Origin of the sequence: Marivivens donghaensis (assembly GCF_011806565.1) — a bacterium.
GTDB classification, from domain to species: domain Bacteria; phylum Pseudomonadota; class Alphaproteobacteria; order Rhodobacterales; family Rhodobacteraceae; genus Marivivens; species Marivivens donghaensis_A.
The window spans coordinates 55,544-72,423 of sequence record NZ_JAATOP010000007.1 but is presented as its reverse complement, the minus strand read 5'-3'; the positions used below and the strand labels follow the sequence as shown (position 1 = coordinate 72,423).

Here is a 16,880-nt window from a genome sequence, read left to right as displayed (position 1 = left end):
CTTACTCCGCCGCCGAAGCGATGATCGACGGGCGCGCTGGCGATTTCGCAAGGTCGAGGTCGCGCGACAGCGTGCGATAGACCAGCGCCGAGGCATCCCCGAGCATCACCCGATAGCCGCCGATGGAACGGGCCAGCAGGTTATAAAAGATCACCGCAGGGATCGCCGCGACGAGGCCGATGGCCGTGGCCAGCAGAGCCTCCGCAATCCCTGGCGCGACGACGGCGAGGTTGGTTGTGTTCGTTTCCGCAATCGAAATGAAGCTGTTCATGATGCCCCAGACCGTGCCGAAAAGACCGATGAACGGAGCAGACGATCCAGTGATCGCAAGCAGTGCCGTTCCTGCGCTGGCTTTGCGCGCAGCACCTGTTTCGATACGTCCGAGTGCGTTTTTTGTGCGCTCCTTGATGCCGTCAGCGCTGCCACGGACAGAGCGGTCGCGCTCTTCCTGTGCCGTGCGGATCATCACGCTCATCGGTGCGCGGCCTCTGAAGTGGACGCCTTCCAGCGTGCCGCGCTCGTCAAGGTTGCGATACCCGCGGCGCAGGCGTGCCTTGGCCGCACCCAGTGACAGAAGCTTTGCGACAAACACCGCCCAGACAAGCACCGAGGCCACGAACAGCGTGACCATGACGCCTTTGACCACGATGTCGGCGGCAAGGTACATGCCGACGGGGCTCATATGGTCCTGTCCGGCCTCCGTCAGCCATTCGTTCAAACTTTCCATGCTCTGCGCAGCGGCAGGGGTGGCAAAAACTGACGCGGCTACGGCGTACCAAAGGCGGTTCATACCTCGCTCCATTCACGGATCATGTTGTGGTAAATGCCGGTCAGGCGGACAACCTGCGGGTCCTCTACACCGGACTGCATCGCAAGCGTCTGGATGGTCTGGTCGAGGTCGAACAGGATGGAGCGCTGCTGGTCCGACCGTACCATGCTTTGTAGCCAGAAGAATGACGACACCCGCGCGCCGCGCGTGACGGGCGTGACCTGATGCAAGGACGTCGATGGGTAGAGCACCATATCCCCCGCTGGGAGTTTGACCTCTTGCGTGCCGTAGTGGTGCTCAACCTCAAGAACGCCGCCGTCATATTCGTCCGGCTCGGAAAAGAAGATGGTCATCGACAGGTCGGTCCGGAGACGCTCCGCCGTGTGCGGATTGACGCGGATCGCGTTGTCGACATGGACGCCGAACGTCTCGCCAACCTCGTATTTGTTGAACATCGGCGGCAAGAACCGCAGGGGCAATGCCGCCGATAGAAACAGTGGGGTTTCGCCAAGTCGGTTCAGGATCATCTGACCGAGTTTCTGCGCCGTCTCACCGGTTGCAGGTAGCTGCTGATTGGCCTTCACGGACTGCGATTGAGCGCCGGCTGTTTTGCGGCCGTCATCCCAATTCGCCCGATCAAGCAAATCGCGGATGCTGCGGACTTCGTCCTTGGTGAATACCTCGGGAATGGTAACGAGCATGGCTCACCCCCTCTGTTTTGGGTGCGAGGGGCGAGCGGACCCGCCCCTCCTTTTCGGATCAGAACTTCATTTCCAGCGTGGCCCAGACCTCACGGCCCGGAGCGACGTAGGTGAACGGCTCACCCGAACGGTACGCGGTGTCGTAGTAGGTCTTGTCGGTCGCATTCGAGACGCCGAAGCGCACACCCGTCGTATCGTTGAAGGCATATTCGCCGACGATGTCGAAGGTGGTGTAGGCGTCCAGCGTGTTGCCGTTCGGCGTGGACGTGCCGAGGTCGCGCTCACCTGTGTAGTTGACCTGGACGCCGAGCATGAAGTCCTCGGTGAAGTCGTAGGTGGTCAACAGGTTGAACTGCTCGTGCGCAATCGTCGGGACTGACTGGCCGATGGCTTCGGGGTCTTGGCTATCGAGCACTTCGCTGTCCATCCAGACGGCGCCACCAAAGAGGCCGATCCGTTCGTTGAGCTTACCGCTGACACCCAGTTCGACACCCTGAACCATGTATTCCAGCGTGTCGTAGGTGACAGATGCACCGCGCGGGCCGATGTCTTCGCGGGCGTTGTCCTTGGTGGTGCGGAACAGCGCAGCGGTCAGCAGCAGATCGTCCTGATATTCATACTTCGCACCGAATTCGAGCGAGGTATTCTTTTCCGGAGCGAGTGCCGTGCCGCCTTCGTCCAGACCACCGTAGTAGCCGCCGCCCGCCGCGATTTCCTGCCCCATCGGGTTGGTCGAGGTCGAGTAAGCGCCGTAGAAGGTGACGTTTTCCCGCGGCTTGTAGTTGGCCGAAAGGTTGCCGTTCACCATCGTGTCTTCGCGCGCATAGTCGTAGGCGTCGCCCATCCAACCAACGCCCGAACGCGAGATGGAGTAGTTGTCGACGCGCAGACCGGCGGTCACGCTAACCTTGTCGGTGATATCCACGGTGTCGAGCGCGTAGACCGACGTGGTGCGCACTTCGGTCGTGGTGAAGCTGTCACCACGCACCGGCGTCTCACCGCCCCAGCAGTCGGTCGGGTCGGGATCGACGACGTCGACGGTACAGCCTCGCTGACCTGCGGGCGGCTCATAGTCCTCCGATTGCAGGTTGGCATAGGAAGTCGAGCGCACGTCTTCTTGCGAAATACTGACGCCGAGGATGTAATTGTGCGACAGACCGAATGCCTCGGCCTTGCCCGCAAGCTCGGTATCGTTGGAAAGGACATCCGTCTCCTGATAGCGGCTCTTGAAGCTGAGACCGACGGTCCAGTCGTTCGGGTCAGTCGAACCGTTGTCGGAGACGCTGCTCGGCGCGGTTAGAACGTAATCGTTGATCGATGTCGACCCACGCAGCGTGTTGGTCAGCGTCATGTCGGGCAAGATGTCCCAGATCACGCGGGCAGTCGCGACGTCCTGTGTCGTTTCCTGATAGTCCCTCCCCGCAACGCCGTAGAAGGTATCGCGGTCGACGCCGAATTCCGTGACGGGGCCATTCGGAATGTCGATGCCGTCGGTCTCGTCGCCGTCAGCGATATAGGGGACGCCCCAATCCGGTGTCTGTTCGATTTCGGTGTGGGTGTAGTCGGCCTCAATTGTCACGTTCGGCGCGGCTTGGTAACGCAGCGCAGCCGACAGGCCGCGGCGGTCGTCGATCAGGCTCTCGCGGCCAGCGACTTCGCCATTCTGGATCATGCCGTTGACGCGGACCTGAAGGTCGTCGCTGATCGCCCAGTTCGTGTCGACGGTCTGGCGGGTGGTGCCAGCGTCGGTGACGGTGGTCGCAAGCTCGGTAAAATCGACATCCTGCGGCTTTTTCGACGCGATGTTCAGCGCACCGCCGGTGGTGCCCCGTCCAGCGACCGAACCCGCCGGACCTTTGACCACTTCGACCTGCTCGGTGTTGAAGGTCTCGTGGACCGAGATACCCGGATCGCGCACACCATCGACGTAGATGTCGTTGTTGGCCTTGAAACCACGGATAAAGATGTTGTCCCCGAACGAGCTGCCACCTTCGCCAAAGCCCAGCGAGATACCGGGCGTGCTACGGGCCAGCTCTCGGATTGCGGTGGTGCCGGTTGTCTCGATCGTTTCCTGCGTGATCGCAGTAACGGTGCGCGGCGTGTCCAGAACCGGACCGGGGAGGCGCGAATTGGTCAGCGTCTCGGCGCGGAAAGGCGCATCGGGATCAGCGTTCGGGTTGGTGCCCGCGCGGGCCTTTGCTTCGGCAGCAGCAACAGCGGCGGCTTCGGCGGCGGCGGCTGCCTCGGCGGCCTCCTGCGCGGCGCAAACCGGCGTTCCCGCCAGTTCGGGCGTGCAAACCTGCGGCGCGGCGGGCGCAGCGGTACGGCGCGGCGCGGCAGCCGGAGCGCTTGCTTGTTCGGGCTGGGCCTGAGTGGTTTCTACCTCGACGGTCGGAAGCATGATGGTTGTATCGGTGTCCTGCGCCATCGCGCCGGTGGCAAATGCCATCGCGGTCAGCGAAGCACCCAGGAGTGAAGTGGTCGGTACGGAAAAGCCGTGTTGAGCCGCAAGCGGCTGCTGTCGCAGATTGCGCATGTGTCCCTCGGTTTATTTTGCAGCGTTTGACTGTGTCGAAAACAGGCTGTCTTGACCGAGGAGGTCTGGATGGCGACTCGACTGAGTGGCGAATAGCATACCAAAATAGTCAGGTAAATGAGCCAAGAGGCTTTTAGCGTCGGCCAGCCCTTCGTGGGTGCTGGTTCATCGCGATCGCCAGAACAGGAATTCCCCCCTTTACAGCCTTCTGCTCCTGTGGCTGGCTCAGCTTAAAGTTGGAAAGGTGTTTTCATGGATTTTCAAATTTGGCTGGCTTTCGTCGCAGCTTCCACAGCGCTCTTGCTCATTCCTGGACCAACAGTCCTACTCGTTCTCAGCTACGCAATCAGCCAAGGCAAAAGAGTCGCCCTTGCGACCGTGGGCGGCGTTGCTCTGGGTGACTTCATCGCCATGTCCACGTCGCTCGCTGGGTTGGGGGCTTTGGTCCTTGCGTCAGCGACTCTGTTTACTGCCCTGAAGTGGATTGGTGCTGCGTATCTCGTTTTCCTTGGGATCAAACTTTTCCGAAGTGCATCAACAGCTTCGTTGGGCGATTTGGAAAGGGTATCGCAAACCAGCGCGTCGAGCGTGTTCGGTCATGTCGCCGCCGTGACGGCTCTCAACCCGAAATCCATCGTGTTTTTCATCGCGTTCGTGCCGCAATTCGTAGTTCTGGACGCGCCGCTGCTGCCGCAATTTGCCATCCTAGTCGTCACTTTCGTCGGACTGGCCGCCATCAACGCGCTGGCCTACGCGCTCTTGGCCGACAAATTGCGCGCAAAGGTCGCTCGCCCGTCGGTTCTGGCGTGGTTCTCGCGTCTGGGCGGTGGGGCCTTGGTCGCTATGGGCATGGCGACGGCAGCGTTCAAACGCGCGCACTAAGCGACCGCTCACGCATCCTGAAACGCGATGCGACGCAGGCACGGGCGTTTTCGACGGCAGTGCCAAGGTCCAAACCCTCGGCCAGCCCGACCGCTATCGCACTGGCCAGTTGGCATCCGGTTCCTCGTAGCGGGATGCCAAATCGTGGGCCGCAGTGCCGGATGATCTCGCCGCTCGGCAGGTATAGCCTGTCTTCGCAGGAGGTGCTTTCCTCTGCGTGACCGCCCTTCACCAACACACCGCCGCAACCGCGCCTGAGCAGAGCGCGGACACGTTGGCCCTCCCCAGCAGTCTCGTCGAGGCCAAAACGGGCGGTCAACATCCCAAGCTCCGGCAGGTTCGGTGTCAGCAGCGTCGTGCAGGGCAGAAGCTCTTCGATCAACGTGTCTACTCCCCTATCATCCAGCAATGCAGTTCCCGAACTCGATGCGAGCACAGGATCGAGGACCAACGGGACCGACGACAACGCCGTTGCGACGGCTGAGACGATCTCCGCACTGCCGAGCATCCCGATTTTCACCGCCCCGACCTTCCCGGCAGCTCTCACCTGAAGGGCCACATCATCGCATGACATCAGCCGAACCGCGTGTACGGCGCCATCTGTCTGAGCCGTCACCGCTGTGACGCCGATCCGCGCCTCCGCCTCCATCTGAGCCGCGGTCGCGATGTCGCGGGCAAGTCCCGCGCCGCCGCTGGAATCGGTGCCGCCGATAAACAGAACCCGAGGAATCACGTTCCCTCCGCGCAGATTGCGACTTGGCTGTGGCCCGCGTCGATGAACAGCCGTGCGGCGCGCCATGCCCGCAGACCGCTTGCGCACAGAAAAACGATCTGCTGCTCGGCCCCTAGCGATAGTTCGTCCGGATTAGGCACGCTTTCCTTCCGCAAATCGACAAGGATATCAGGACCACCGACCGCAGCGCGCGAAATGATCCGTGGACATACCGTCTCCGGCTCCGGTGCCCCGTCAAAGCGAAACTGCGAAGTACGCCAGTTTGAAAAGTCGACCGACATGATCGACCCGAGCGGCGATGGCTCATGCCCGAGCAGGATCGAAAGCGCCATCTGCGCCTGCATTGCCCCGAGCGTGGCGACGGCTGGCCCCATGACGCCCGCGCTGGAGCAACTGCCCGCGGTGGGCGGCAGGTCGGGAAAGACCGCACGCAAGCTGGGCGCGCCGCCGCAAAACCCGCCTGCATACCCCTGCCGACCAATGACGGACGCGCTGACCAAAGGCTTTGCGGTCGCGAGGCACAGATCCGAGAGCGCGTAGCTCATCGCGAAGTTGTCGGCCGCATCGATGACCAGATCGGCGCTGGCAATCTCGGCCTGCGCCTTATCGGGATCAAGCCTCGCGACCACCTCCGTCACACTGCAACCGGGGTTCAGCGCCTGTAGATGCTGCGCGGAACAAAGGGCCTTGGGTTGGCCGACATCACTCATGCGATAAAGGGTCTGGCGATGCAAATTGTGCACCTCGACCACGTCAGGGTCATAGACCGTGATCCGCCCCACTCCCGCCCCCACCAGCAAGGGCAGCAGCGCCGACCCGAGCCCGCCTGCCCCCGCGACCAGAACGTGCGCGCGCGCCAGCTTTGCCTGACCCGCGACGCCTACCTCTGGCAGGCAGCTTTGCCGAATGTAGCGGTTCATTTGCAATACTCCCGCGTGACCGCGATCCACTCGCGACAGCGCGCTTCGGGGTCTTGGGCGGTCTTGATATCCGTCACGACCGCCGCGCTGTCGGCACCTGCGGCGAAGAGGCTTGGCAAGCGGTCCGGCACCAGCCCTCCGATCCCGACCAGTGGAATGGAGCCCGCGAGCTGACGCCATTGGCCCACTCGCTCCAACCCTTGCGGCCCCCACTTCATCTGCTTGAGCAAAGTCGGATAAACAGGCCCGAGCGCGACATAGGCGGGCCTCTGGTCAAGCGCGCGGGCAAGTTCGGCCTCGTCATGGGTCGACAGGCCGAAACGAAGGCCTGCGCCTCGCAGAGCCTCGAAATCCGCCGTGTCCATGTCCTCTTGGCCAAGATGGACGAAATCGCAGTTCAGTTCGATCGCAAGCCGCCAGTAATCATTGACGACGAGCTGCGCCCCATGCGCCGCGCAGCAGATCTGCGCCCGTTTGATCTGGCGGCGGATATCATCGTCGGGGCGGTCCTTGATGCGTAGCTGCACGAGCCTGACGCCCAAAGGCACCAACCGCTCCAGCATGTCGGCATCGTCGACGATCAGGTAAAACGGATCGAGGACGGTCATGCCAGCACCGCCTGTCCGAAAATCGGGGTCGATGCGGCGGCCATGTCGCGCCTCGGCATCAGGCCCGCAGCGTAGGCCGCACGCCCTGCGGTGACGGCCCGACCAAAGGCCCGTGCCATCGCGACGGGATCGAGCGCCTTGGCCACGGCAGTGTTCAAAAGCACCGCGTCAAAACCCATTTCCATTGCGGCCATCGCCTGAGACGGCGCGCCGATACCCGCGTCGATCACCAGCGGAACGCCCGCGAAATGGGTACGCATCGTGCGCAAACCTTCGATGTTGCGCAGCCCCTGCCCAGAGCCGATCGGTGCGCCCCACGGCATCAACACGCGGCATCCAGCCTCCAGCAGCCGCTCGCCTACGATGAGGTCTTCGGTCGTGTAGGGAAACACCTCGAAACCGTCCGCGCAGAGGATACGCGCGGCCTCGACCAAAGCGAAGGGGTCGGGTTGCAGGGTGTCTGCATGGCCGATCACTTCGAGCTTGATCCACGACGTGTCGAACAGCTCGCGCGCCATTTGCGCAGTCGTGACAGCCTCGCGCACGCTGTGGCATCCGGCAGTATTGGGCAGAATGCGGCAGCCACTGTCCCTCAGGATTTCGCGGAATGCATCGCCGCCCTGCCCTTCGCGGCGCAGGGAAACCGTGATGACCTCGGTTCCAGAGGCAGTGATCGCATCGCGAAGGACTTGGGGCGACGGATATTGCGCCGTCCCCAGCATCAAGCGGCTGTTCAGTTCGGTACCGTAGAACATCCGTCAGCCCCCCTGCATCGGAGATAGAACTTCGACCTTGGCACCGCCGTGCAGAGGCGTGGTCGACCGCATTAGCCTAGGGATAAAAACACCGTCGAGAGCGGTAGCGACCGACGCGGCGTCGAAGCCGTGTTCCTCGATCAGCGCGGACAAGGTTTCGGCAGCTGTCGTCACTGGTGCGCCGTTCAGATCAATCTGCATGGGCAAGCTCTTCTGTCATCATCTTGGCAAGCTGGACGGCCAGAACGGGCGCCATCAGAAACCCATGGCGATACATGCCGTTGACGTGGATACGCCCGCCGATGCGGCGAATAGAGGGGATGTTGTCGGGAAACGCGGGACGCAGCCCCGCTTCGGTGGACACAACCTCGGCCTCGGCAAAGGCGGGATGGACGGTGTACGCAGCGGACAGCAACTCCATCACCGCCCGCGCCGTGATCGGTCCCGCGTGAGCGCTTTCCACCATCGTCGCACCAATCATGTAACGACCGTGTCCACGCGGCACGATGTAACAGGGAAAGCGCGGATGCAGGAGCCGCACTGTGCGGCTGAGGTCCACGTCGGGCGTCACCACCTCGACCATCTCTCCGCGCACGGCGCGCAGGTCTGTCAGGCTAGAGGCCGCCCCCATCGCGCGGCAATCGACGACACGGCCCGAGGGCGTGCCATTGCGGAAGGCCACGCCGCGCGAACACAAAGTGGCGCGCAAACTGTCCAGCGCCGCGCGCGGGTCCATGTGGGCCTCGGTTTCAAAGAACAGACCCCGCGCAAAGCGGCCCGCGAGGTCGGGCTCAAGCGATCCGGGATCAACCCAGCGGTGCGCACGCGTGGCGCGGGCAAAGCGGTCAAGCTCTGCGGTATCGCGCGAGGCAGCCAGAACGAGCGTGCCCCTCCGCTGCACATCCGGCACATGCGCCGCCCACCAGTCGGTCGCCGCCTGCCCCTGCGTGACGATGACGTCAGGGGCGCTCTCGCCTTCGCAAAACGGCGCAAGCATCCCGCCAGCCAAGAGCGACGCAGGACGCGGTGCGCCTTCGGCCTCGATGACCTCGACCGCAAAGCCCGCCTCGGACAGGGCGGTAGCGGCGCAAAGCCCCGCCACGCCCGCACCCAGAACCGAGATCATCACACGTCCTCCGCCGGAACATAGAGCGCGCCTGCCTCTCGGAATTTCGCGGCCATGTCCTCCATGCCCTTCTGCTTTTCAGCTTCGGCACGAATGTCGTGGCTGATCCGCATGGAGCAGAATTTCGGACCGCACATCGAACAGAAATGCGCAACTTTGTGGGCCTCGGCAGGCATCGTCTGGTCGTGCATCTCGCGCGCCGTGTCGGGATCGAGACCGAGGTTGAACTGGTCCTCCCAGCGGAACTCGAACCGCGCACGGCTGAGCGCATCGTCGCGCTGCTGCGCACCGGGATGGCCCTTGGCCAGATCGGCCGCATGCGCCGCGAGTTTGTAAGTGATCACGCCCGTTTTGACATCGTCGCGGTCAGGCAGGCCAAGGTGTTCCTTGGGCGTGACGTAGCACAGCATCGCCGTGCCGAACCAACCGATCATCGCGGCTCCAATGGCGCTGGTGATATGGTCATAACCCGGAGCGATGTCAGTCGTCAGCGGCCCGAGCGTGTAGAACGGCGCTTCATGGCAGTGCTTCAGCTGTTCGTCCATGTTCGCTTTGATCTTGTGCATCGGCACGTGACCCGGCCCTTCGATCATCACCTGACAGTCCTTCGCCCAAGCAATCTTCGTCAGCTCACCCAGCGTGCGCAGCTCGGCAAACTGCGCCTCGTCATTGGCGTCCGCGATGGAACCGGGGCGCAGGCCATCGCCGAGAGAGAAGCTCACGTCATAGCGGCGGCAGATGTCGCAGATCTCGTCGAAATGCTCGTAGAGGAAGCTCTCGCGGTGATGGTGCAGGCACCACTTGGCCATGATCGAGCCGCCGCGCGAGACGATGCCGGTGACGCGTTTTGCGGTCATCGGGATCATGTGCAGCCGAACGCCCGCGTGAATGGTGAAGTAATCGACGCCCTGTTCGGCCTGCTCGATCAGCGTGTCGCGGAAAACCTCCCACGTCAGGTCTTCGGCCACGCCGCCGACCTTTTCCAGCGCCTGATAGAGCGGCACCGTACCGATCGGGACAGGCGCGTTGCGGATGATCCAATCACGGATGTTGTGGATGTTGCGACCCGTGGACAGGTCCATGACCGTATCGGCACCCCAGCGGATCGCCCAGACCATTTTCTCGACCTCTTCCTCCATGCTCGAAGTGACCGCCGAGTTCCCGATATTGGCGTTGATCTTCACCTTGAAATTCCGACCGATGATCATCGGTTCAAGCTCGCGGTGGTTGATGTTCGCGGGAATGATTGCGCGGCCTTCGGCAATTTCGCGGCGTACGAACTCGGGCGTTACGAGGGCGGGCAGCTCTGCGCCGAACGCCTCACCATCGCGGGAATGCGCAGCGCGGCGACCTTCGTTTTCGCGGATCGCGACGAATTCCATTTCGGGGGTGATGATGCCGGCGCGGGCATAGGCCAACTGGGTTACGGCGCGGTCTCCAACGGCACGCAGGGGCGGACGCTGGACGGGAAACGCTGGTGTCAGGCGGGCACCCGTGGCAAAGCCGTTGTCGGCATCGGTCACGCTGCGCCCGTCGTATTCCTCGATTTCGCCACGTGCTTGCAGCCAGCCGCCGCGCACCTCGCCCAAGCCGGTAGCGATGTCGACCGTTGACAGCGGATCGGTGTAGGGCCCCGAGCTATCATAGACCGTCAGCGGCTCTTCGTTCGAGATAGCGATCTCGCGCAGTGGCACCTTGATCTCGTGAATGTTGCCCGAGGCGTAAACCTTGCGCGAAGCAGGCAGACTGCCGGTGGTGATGGCGGGAATAGTGTCTTTCATTTCGGTCTCCTCAACAGTGATGAGACCCAAGAGAAACAGGTGGCAGAAAGGGGCCGCATGGTCTGGACGTGCGAACGCACGAGGGCCAAGAGCGGCCCGAAAGGACCGCCCCCACGTAGATGGAGAGTACGGAATTGCCCTTCGGTCTTCCTACGCCAGCGTCAACTGGGTCAGGTTCAAAGGGTCGCGTCACCGAGGCGTTTGGAACGCCCCTGTCAGCCTCTCAGTCCCCTAGGCGGGACTCCCCTGACGTGCGCGCATATTCCGAGTGACCTAGGGTCATGTCAACGAGGAAATTCGGCGATCCTGCATTTCGCGCGCCTGATCGCGGAGCGCGAACTTCTGGATCTTGCCGGTCGAGCTGCGCGGAATTGGACCGAAAACAAACCGCCTTGGCACCTTGTAATGCGCCAGATGATCGCGGCACCAGACCTTGAGCATATCGCCATCCGCCACCTGACCATCGGCCAGTTCGACAAAGGCGCAAGGGGTCTCGCCCCACTTCTCGTCAGGCATGGCGACGACGGCGCATACGGCCACGGCATCGTGCCGGTAGAGCGTCTCTTCGACCTCGATAGACGAGATGTTCTCGCCGCCCGAGATGATGACGTCCTTGGACCGGTCCTTGAGCTGGATATAGCCGTCGGGATGCACCACGCCCAGATCGCCGGAGTGGAACCAGCCGCCAGTAAAGGCTTCCCTCGTTGCCTTCGGATTACGGAAATAGCCTTTCATGACGACGTTCCCACGGAACATCACCTCGCCCATCGTTTGACCATCGCGCGAGACGGGCAGCATGGTTTCGGGGTCCAGCACATCCAGCCCTTCAAGCGGCAGATAGCGCACGCCCTGACGTGACTTCAGGCGGGCCTGCTCCGCGCTCGGCAGCTCCGACCACGCGCTGTGCCAGTCGTTGACCACCGCAGGGCCGTAGGTTTCGGTCAGCCCGTAGAGGTGAGTGATGTCGAAGCCCGCGTCCTTCATCGCCGCGAGCAGCTTTTCCGGCGGCGGGGCGGCAGCGGTGAAGAACTGGACGGGCTGCGGAAGATCGCGCTTCACCGTGTCGGGCGCAGAAATCATCAGCGACATCACAATGGGCGCGCCGCACAGATGGGTCACGCCTTCGTCTGCCAACGCGGCCCAGATCGGCTCTGCTCTGACTTGGCGCAGGCAAACATGGGTGCCGATGATCGCCGAGAGCGTCCACGGGAAGCACCAGCCGTTGCAATGGAACATCGGCAAGGTCCACAGATAGACCGAATGCTTCGCCATGCTTGCGGTCAGCGCGTTGCCTTGGGCCAGCAGGTAGGCACCCCGATGATGAGTGACGACGCCCTTGGGGTCGCCTGTCGTTCCCGAGGTGTAGCTGATCGCGATGGCGTCCCATTCGTCCTGCGGCATGAGCCAAGCGAAATCAGGATCTCCACCGGCAACGAAATCCTCATAGTCCATCGCCGCCGTCGGCATACGCGGACCGTTAAATTCCGCGTCGTCATAGACGATGACGATGGGATTGGCCTCGCATAGCTCTAGTGCCGCGTTGAGCAACGGCAGGAACTCTGCATCGACGATGACCAAGCGGGACAGCGCGTGGTCGAGCTGGAAGGCGATGATCGCCGCATCGAGCCGCGTGTTGATCGCGTGCAGCACCGCGCCGCACATCGGAACGCCGTAGTGGCATTCCAGCATCGCTGGCGTGTTCGCGAGCAAAGCCGAAACTGTATCGCCGCGCCCCATCCCTGCCTGCGCCAAGGCAGAGCCCAACCGCCGAGAGCGCGCATAGAAATCGGCGTAGTTGCGGCGCAAGCTGCCATGAACAATCGCCGTATGGTCGGGAAAAACCGTCGCCGCGCGTTCCAGAAACCCGATCGGGGTCAGTGGCTGGTAGTTCGCAGGATTGCGGTCAAGGTCGGTGTTGTAGGGGTTCATCAGGCGTCCTGCCATTCGGGGGCACGCTTTTCGATGAAGGCGCCAATGCCTTCCTCGGCATCGCGCGCCAGCATGTTGTCGACCATGACACGCGCCGCATGATCATAGGCGTCTGCGAGGGTCATTTCGGATTGCGCATAGAACGCACGCTTGCCCGTCGCGACGGTCATGGCGGATTTCGACGCGATCTTGCGGGCGACTGCCATGACCTCTTCGTGCAGCGCATCCGGCGCTACACTGCGGTTCACCAAACCGATCTCTGCCGCGCGCGATGCGGAGGTCATATCGCCCGTCAGCAACATCTCCATAGCGTGCTTGTTGGCCACATTGCGGGACAGCGCGACCATCGGCGTCGAGCAGAACAGACCGATGTGAACCCCGGGCGTGCTGAAGGCCGCCGTGTCCGCCGCAATCGCCAGATCGCAGCTTGCCACCAGCTGGCACCCCGCCGCCGTGGCGATGCCTGTCACCTCGGCGATCACCGGTTTGGGGCAGTTGATGATGCCCTGCATCATGGCAGAGCAATCGCCGAGCACCTTGGCGAAATACGCCCGCCCGCGGTCATCGCCGCTCCGTCCGGCAGTCATTTCCTTGAGGTCGTGGCCCGCGCTGAACGCAGGCCCGTTGGCAGCAAGGACGATGACACGCACCGCAGGATCGCGGCCCGCTTCGGCGAATGCATCGGCCAGTGCGGCCATCATCGCCTCGGACAAGGCGTTGCGCTTGGCGGGGTCGTTCAGGGTCAGGCGCAGGATGCCGTCGGCATCGCACTCGCGCAGCAGGATATCGGTCATACGGCCTCAGAGAATGTGCAGTTCCGGATTGCCCCAGCCAGATCAGGCGGCGGCCAGCGACTTCTTGGGGTCGAAGAACGGTGTTTCGACGACCGTCGCGACCGTCGGGCCGGAGGGCAGTACGACCTCAAGCTGGCTTCCGATCTCGGCATGCTCGACCGCGACCATTGCCAGCGCGATGTTCTGACCAAGGCGCGGCGAGTAGATGGCCGAAGTGACCTTACCCACCTCGTTGCCGCCGACGTTGATCTGCCAGAAGCTGGTGTTCGGCCCGTTCAGCGGTGCGGCGTCGATGATGAGGCCGACCTGCTTGCGGGTGATGCCCTGCTCCTTGATACGGCGCAGTGCGGCTTTGCCGATGAAGTCGGCCTCCATATCGAGGTTGCACAGACGGCCGAGGCCAAGCTCGAAGGGGTTGGTGTGGATGTCCGCGTCGGCGTGATAGGACAGCATTCCGCCCTCGATCCGGCGAATGGACGACGTGTGGCCCGGCTTCAGGCCGAACTCCATCCCCGCAGCCATGATCCGCTCCCAAAGCGCCTCACCGCAGCTGCCGTCACGCAGGTAGATCTCGTAGCCAAGCTCGCTCGACCAGCCCGTGCGGGAGACGATCAGCGGCATACCGTCGAGCTCGACCTCGCGCAGCCAGTAGTATTTGAGGTCCATGATCTCGTCACCGAAGAGCGCGCGCATCACCTCGCCCGACTTCGGACCCTGAAGCTGGAGCGGCGACACGTCCGGCTCACAGATCGTCACGTCGAGGCCGGAGTGCACGGCAACGCCCTGCGCCCAAAGCAGGATGTCGCTGTCAGCAAGCGAGATCCAGAAGTGGTTTTCAGCAAGACGCAGCAGGATCGGATCGTTCAGGATGCCGCCGTCCGCGTTGGTAATCAGGATGTATTTGCATTGACCCACCGCCATCGTGGACAGATCGCGCGGGGTCAGCATCTGCACGAACTTCGCGGCATCCGGTCCGGTGATCTCCACCTGACGTTCGACGGCCACATCGCAGAGGATCGCGTCGTTCACGAGATTCCAGAAGTTCTGCTCCGGATCACCGAAATCGCGCGGGATATACATATGGTTATAAACGGAAAATCCCTTTGCGCCCCAACGCACGGTGGCGTCGAAATAGGGGGATTTCCGGATCTGCGTGCCAAAGCCGAACTCGTCTGCGTTCATGTCCTGCGCCCTCGAAAAACGCCGGGCTGGCGGCCCGGGATGTGGTGGATGATGGCGCTTATTAATGGGAAAATTTCGCTGCGCTTCGGGCCAAAATGCGGGCACGGCGCAGACTGTTCGGACTGAAAATATGCCGCGTCTCAGACCGTTCGGTCGCGGACCGATGAAGCGGCCAATTTGGCGATATTCGGGCGGGATGATTTCACCACGCGAGTCGCGATGTAAGTCATGTAGCGATCGACCGACAGATCGGCCTCGATCATCTCCTGCATCAACGCCTGAAACGCTTGCAGCGTCGGACAGATGGTCTTCAAGACGTAATCCATGCCGCCACCTGTCGCGACGCATTCGATGATCGCGTCCTGCTGCGCGACCCAATTTTCGAACCGGTCAAAGTCAGTGCGGCGGTGATGCGTCAGCGACACGGTCACCATGACCTGCGTGAAGTCGCAAACCCGCTCCAGCGCGATATCGGCATGAAATCCGCGAATATAGCCCGCCGCCTTCAGGCGATCGAGCCGCGCCCAACATGGCGTCGCAGAGATGTTTACGATTTCGGACAGACGGGTTTTGCTCAACTGGCCATGCGCCTGCACGGCGCTGAGGATGCGGATGTCTGTAGCGTCGAGGCCGAGCTTCGTCATGTGTCCTGAATTTCACCTGTTCCGAAAACCTTACCGCAGCCTGTGTTCACAGAATGCGTAACGTCCCTTACCGCCATTCTCGAACGCTTTCACATCTATTCCGACACGAAATGATCGGTAAGCGCCACATATCCGAAATGCACCACGGACGATGTTGCCGCTATCATGCGTTTGGATTAGCGTCCCATTGACGGCGAGGCGCGGAGGAGCGCAGCGCCCGATTTTTAACAGGGCTTTTCAGCATTTTCGTTGCCCGTTCGGGAGGATCCAACATGACGACTACCGTGGACAAGGCGTCCGATAACTCTGCTGCGTTCTGGCTGGACGATAGCGGGCACCGCAAGTGGCTAGCTGCTGACGCGCTACGCCAGTTCGATTTCTTCCGTGCCAGCCTGCGCAGCGGCGACGGTTTTTACGTCCTGAACTACGAAGGCGAGCCCCTGCCCGACACCATTCAGGAGCTTCACACCACAACGCGCCTCGTGCACTCGTTCGCACTGGGTCAGCTAGCTGGCGTTCCAGGCGCGGCGGAGCTTGTCGACAAGGGCATGAAGTACCTCGTTTCGCACCACCGCGACCTGAAAAACGGCGGGTATGTCTGGGCGATGGACGGCGAGAATGTCCACGACGGGCGCAAGCTGGCCTACGGGCATGTGTTCGTGCTGCTCGCCGGCGCGACCGCGAAAATGGCTGGTCACCCCGATGCGGACGAACTGATCGCGGACGTCAGCGCAATCCTCGACAAGCATTACTGGGAAGAGGACAACGGCCTCTTTGCCGACGAATGGAACCAGGATTGGACGCCCTTCTCCGACTATCGCGGCATGAACGCGAACATGCATGGGGTGGAGGCGCTGCTGGGCGCCTACGAGGCCACTGGCGATGAGGTCTACCTGACCCGCGCGGGCCGCATCCTCGACTTCTTCCTCGGCAAGATCGCTCCCGCCAACGACTGGCGGCTGCCCGAACACTACACCAAGGACTGGCAAGTCGATCCGGGCTATTCGGAGAACCCGATGTTCCGCCCTGCTGGCACTACTCCGGGGCATTCATTCGAACTGGCGCGTCTGCTGCTGCAATACTGGGATCTGTCGGGCCGCAAGGACGACACTGCCCCCGCGACGGCTCGCAAGCTGATGGAGCAGGCACTCAACGGCGCTTGGGACGTAGAAAAGGGCGGGTTCTTCTACACGCTCGATTTCGACGGCACGCCCACGATCCGCGACCGCTATTGGTGGCCCGTGACAGAGGCGATTGGCGTCATCGCGACCTTCATCAAGCTCGAACGCAAACCGGAGGACGAAGAGTGGTATCGCCGCCTCTGGAACTTTGCCGACAAGCATCTGATCGACCACGAAAACGGCGGCTGGTTTCCCGAACTGGACGAACACAGCAAGCCGACGGGGCGTCAGTTTCTCGGCAAGCCTGACATCTACCACTCGGTTCAGGCGGCGCTGTTCCCACTGGCACCGGGCATTTCGCGACTGGCCGAGAACCTGCCGAAACTCGTCTGACAGGCT

Annotated in this window: 16 protein-coding genes; 2 read left to right on the top strand and 14 right to left on the bottom strand. The window is 62.4% G+C overall.

The genetic code is table 11. The features are described from left to right. Nucleotide 1 precedes the first annotated feature (1 nt). Genes exbB through HCZ30_RS11395 form a run of 3 tightly spaced genes read right to left on the bottom strand, consistent with a single transcriptional unit; the run spans nucleotide 2 to nucleotide 4,006 of the window. On the bottom strand, nucleotides 2–790 hold the full coding sequence (exbB, locus tag HCZ30_RS11405; RefSeq protein WP_167638422.1) for a tonB-system energizer ExbB: 789 nt from the start codon (nucleotides 788–790) through the stop codon (nucleotides 2–4). Beyond that, entirely contained in the window at nucleotides 787–1,470 is a 684-nt protein-coding gene (locus HCZ30_RS11400; protein WP_167638421.1) for a Fe2+-dependent dioxygenase, read from the bottom strand. The genes exbB and HCZ30_RS11400 overlap by 4 nt, the downstream gene beginning before the upstream one ends. A 58-nt stretch (nucleotides 1,471–1,528) precedes the next feature. After that, on the bottom strand, nucleotides 1,529–4,006 hold the full coding sequence (locus tag HCZ30_RS11395) for a TonB-dependent receptor (protein WP_246212765.1): 2,478 nt from the start codon (nucleotides 4,004–4,006) through the stop codon (nucleotides 1,529–1,531). 252 nt (nucleotides 4,007–4,258) lie between these two features. Here HCZ30_RS11395 and HCZ30_RS11390 point away from each other — a divergent pair, with 252 nt between their 5' ends. Continuing rightward, nucleotides 4,259–4,888 carry a LysE family translocator gene (locus HCZ30_RS11390; protein WP_167638420.1) on the top strand — a complete coding sequence of 210 codons (630 nt, stop codon included), beginning with the start codon at nucleotides 4,259–4,261 and terminating at the stop codon, nucleotides 4,886–4,888. Here HCZ30_RS11390 and HCZ30_RS11385 read toward each other — a convergent pair. From HCZ30_RS11385 to HCZ30_RS11335, 11 genes are all read right to left on the bottom strand, one after another. Next, nucleotides 4,872–5,621 carry a hydroxymethylpyrimidine/phosphomethylpyrimidine kinase gene (locus HCZ30_RS11385; RefSeq protein ID WP_348640377.1) on the bottom strand — a complete coding sequence of 250 codons (750 nt, stop codon included), beginning with the start codon at nucleotides 5,619–5,621 and terminating at the stop codon, nucleotides 4,872–4,874. The genes HCZ30_RS11390 and HCZ30_RS11385 overlap by 17 nt on opposite strands. After that, the gene (locus tag HCZ30_RS11380) at nucleotides 5,618–6,541 is read right to left on the bottom strand and encodes a ThiF family adenylyltransferase (RefSeq protein WP_167638419.1); all 924 of its coding nucleotides are present in this window, start codon (nucleotides 6,539–6,541) and stop codon (nucleotides 5,618–5,620) included. Before HCZ30_RS11380 ends, HCZ30_RS11385 begins: the two co-directional genes overlap by 4 nt. Further along, the gene (locus tag HCZ30_RS11375; RefSeq protein WP_167638418.1) at nucleotides 6,538–7,149 is read right to left on the bottom strand and encodes a thiamine phosphate synthase; all 612 of its coding nucleotides are present in this window, start codon (nucleotides 7,147–7,149) and stop codon (nucleotides 6,538–6,540) included. Before HCZ30_RS11375 ends, HCZ30_RS11380 begins: the two co-directional genes overlap by 4 nt. Further along, nucleotides 7,146–7,904 carry a thiazole synthase gene (locus HCZ30_RS11370; RefSeq protein ID WP_167638417.1) on the bottom strand — a complete coding sequence of 253 codons (759 nt, stop codon included), beginning with the start codon at nucleotides 7,902–7,904 and terminating at the stop codon, nucleotides 7,146–7,148. Before HCZ30_RS11370 ends, HCZ30_RS11375 begins: the two co-directional genes overlap by 4 nt. 3 nt (nucleotides 7,905–7,907) lie before the next feature. Continuing rightward, on the bottom strand, nucleotides 7,908–8,105 hold the full coding sequence (gene thiS / locus HCZ30_RS11365; RefSeq protein ID WP_167638416.1) for a sulfur carrier protein ThiS: 198 nt from the start codon (nucleotides 8,103–8,105) through the stop codon (nucleotides 7,908–7,910). After that, nucleotides 8,095–9,030, bottom strand: a complete 936-nt coding sequence (locus HCZ30_RS11360; protein WP_167638415.1) for an FAD-dependent oxidoreductase — start codon at nucleotides 9,028–9,030, stop codon at nucleotides 8,095–8,097. The genes thiS and HCZ30_RS11360 overlap by 11 nt, the downstream gene beginning before the upstream one ends. Then, a complete protein-coding gene (gene thiC, locus HCZ30_RS11355) occupies nucleotides 9,030–10,811 on the bottom strand; it encodes a phosphomethylpyrimidine synthase ThiC (RefSeq protein ID WP_167638414.1) in 1,782 nt (593 codons plus the stop codon). Before thiC ends, HCZ30_RS11360 begins: the two co-directional genes overlap by 1 nt. A gap of 279 nt (nucleotides 10,812–11,090) precedes the next feature. After that, nucleotides 11,091–12,740, bottom strand: a complete 1,650-nt coding sequence (locus HCZ30_RS11350) for an acyl-CoA synthetase (RefSeq protein WP_246212763.1) — start codon at nucleotides 12,738–12,740, stop codon at nucleotides 11,091–11,093. Then, the gene (locus HCZ30_RS11345) at nucleotides 12,740–13,534 is read right to left on the bottom strand and encodes an enoyl-CoA hydratase (RefSeq protein ID WP_167638413.1); all 795 of its coding nucleotides are present in this window, start codon (nucleotides 13,532–13,534) and stop codon (nucleotides 12,740–12,742) included. Before HCZ30_RS11345 ends, HCZ30_RS11350 begins: the two co-directional genes overlap by 1 nt. 42 nt (nucleotides 13,535–13,576) lie before the next feature. Beyond that, the gene (locus HCZ30_RS11340; protein WP_167638412.1) at nucleotides 13,577–14,716 is read right to left on the bottom strand and encodes a glycine cleavage T C-terminal barrel domain-containing protein; all 1,140 of its coding nucleotides are present in this window, start codon (nucleotides 14,714–14,716) and stop codon (nucleotides 13,577–13,579) included. Nucleotides 14,717–14,856: 140 nt separating this feature from the next. Next, nucleotides 14,857–15,360, bottom strand: coding sequence for an Lrp/AsnC family transcriptional regulator (locus HCZ30_RS11335; RefSeq protein WP_167638411.1), 504 nt, complete (start codon nucleotides 15,358–15,360; stop codon nucleotides 14,857–14,859). 272 nt (nucleotides 15,361–15,632) lie between these two features. Here HCZ30_RS11335 and HCZ30_RS11330 point away from each other — a divergent pair, with 272 nt between their 5' ends. Then, nucleotides 15,633–16,874 carry an AGE family epimerase/isomerase gene (locus HCZ30_RS11330; protein ID WP_167638410.1) on the top strand — a complete coding sequence of 414 codons (1,242 nt, stop codon included), beginning with the start codon at nucleotides 15,633–15,635 and terminating at the stop codon, nucleotides 16,872–16,874. The last annotated feature ends 6 nt before the right edge of the window (nucleotides 16,875–16,880 follow it).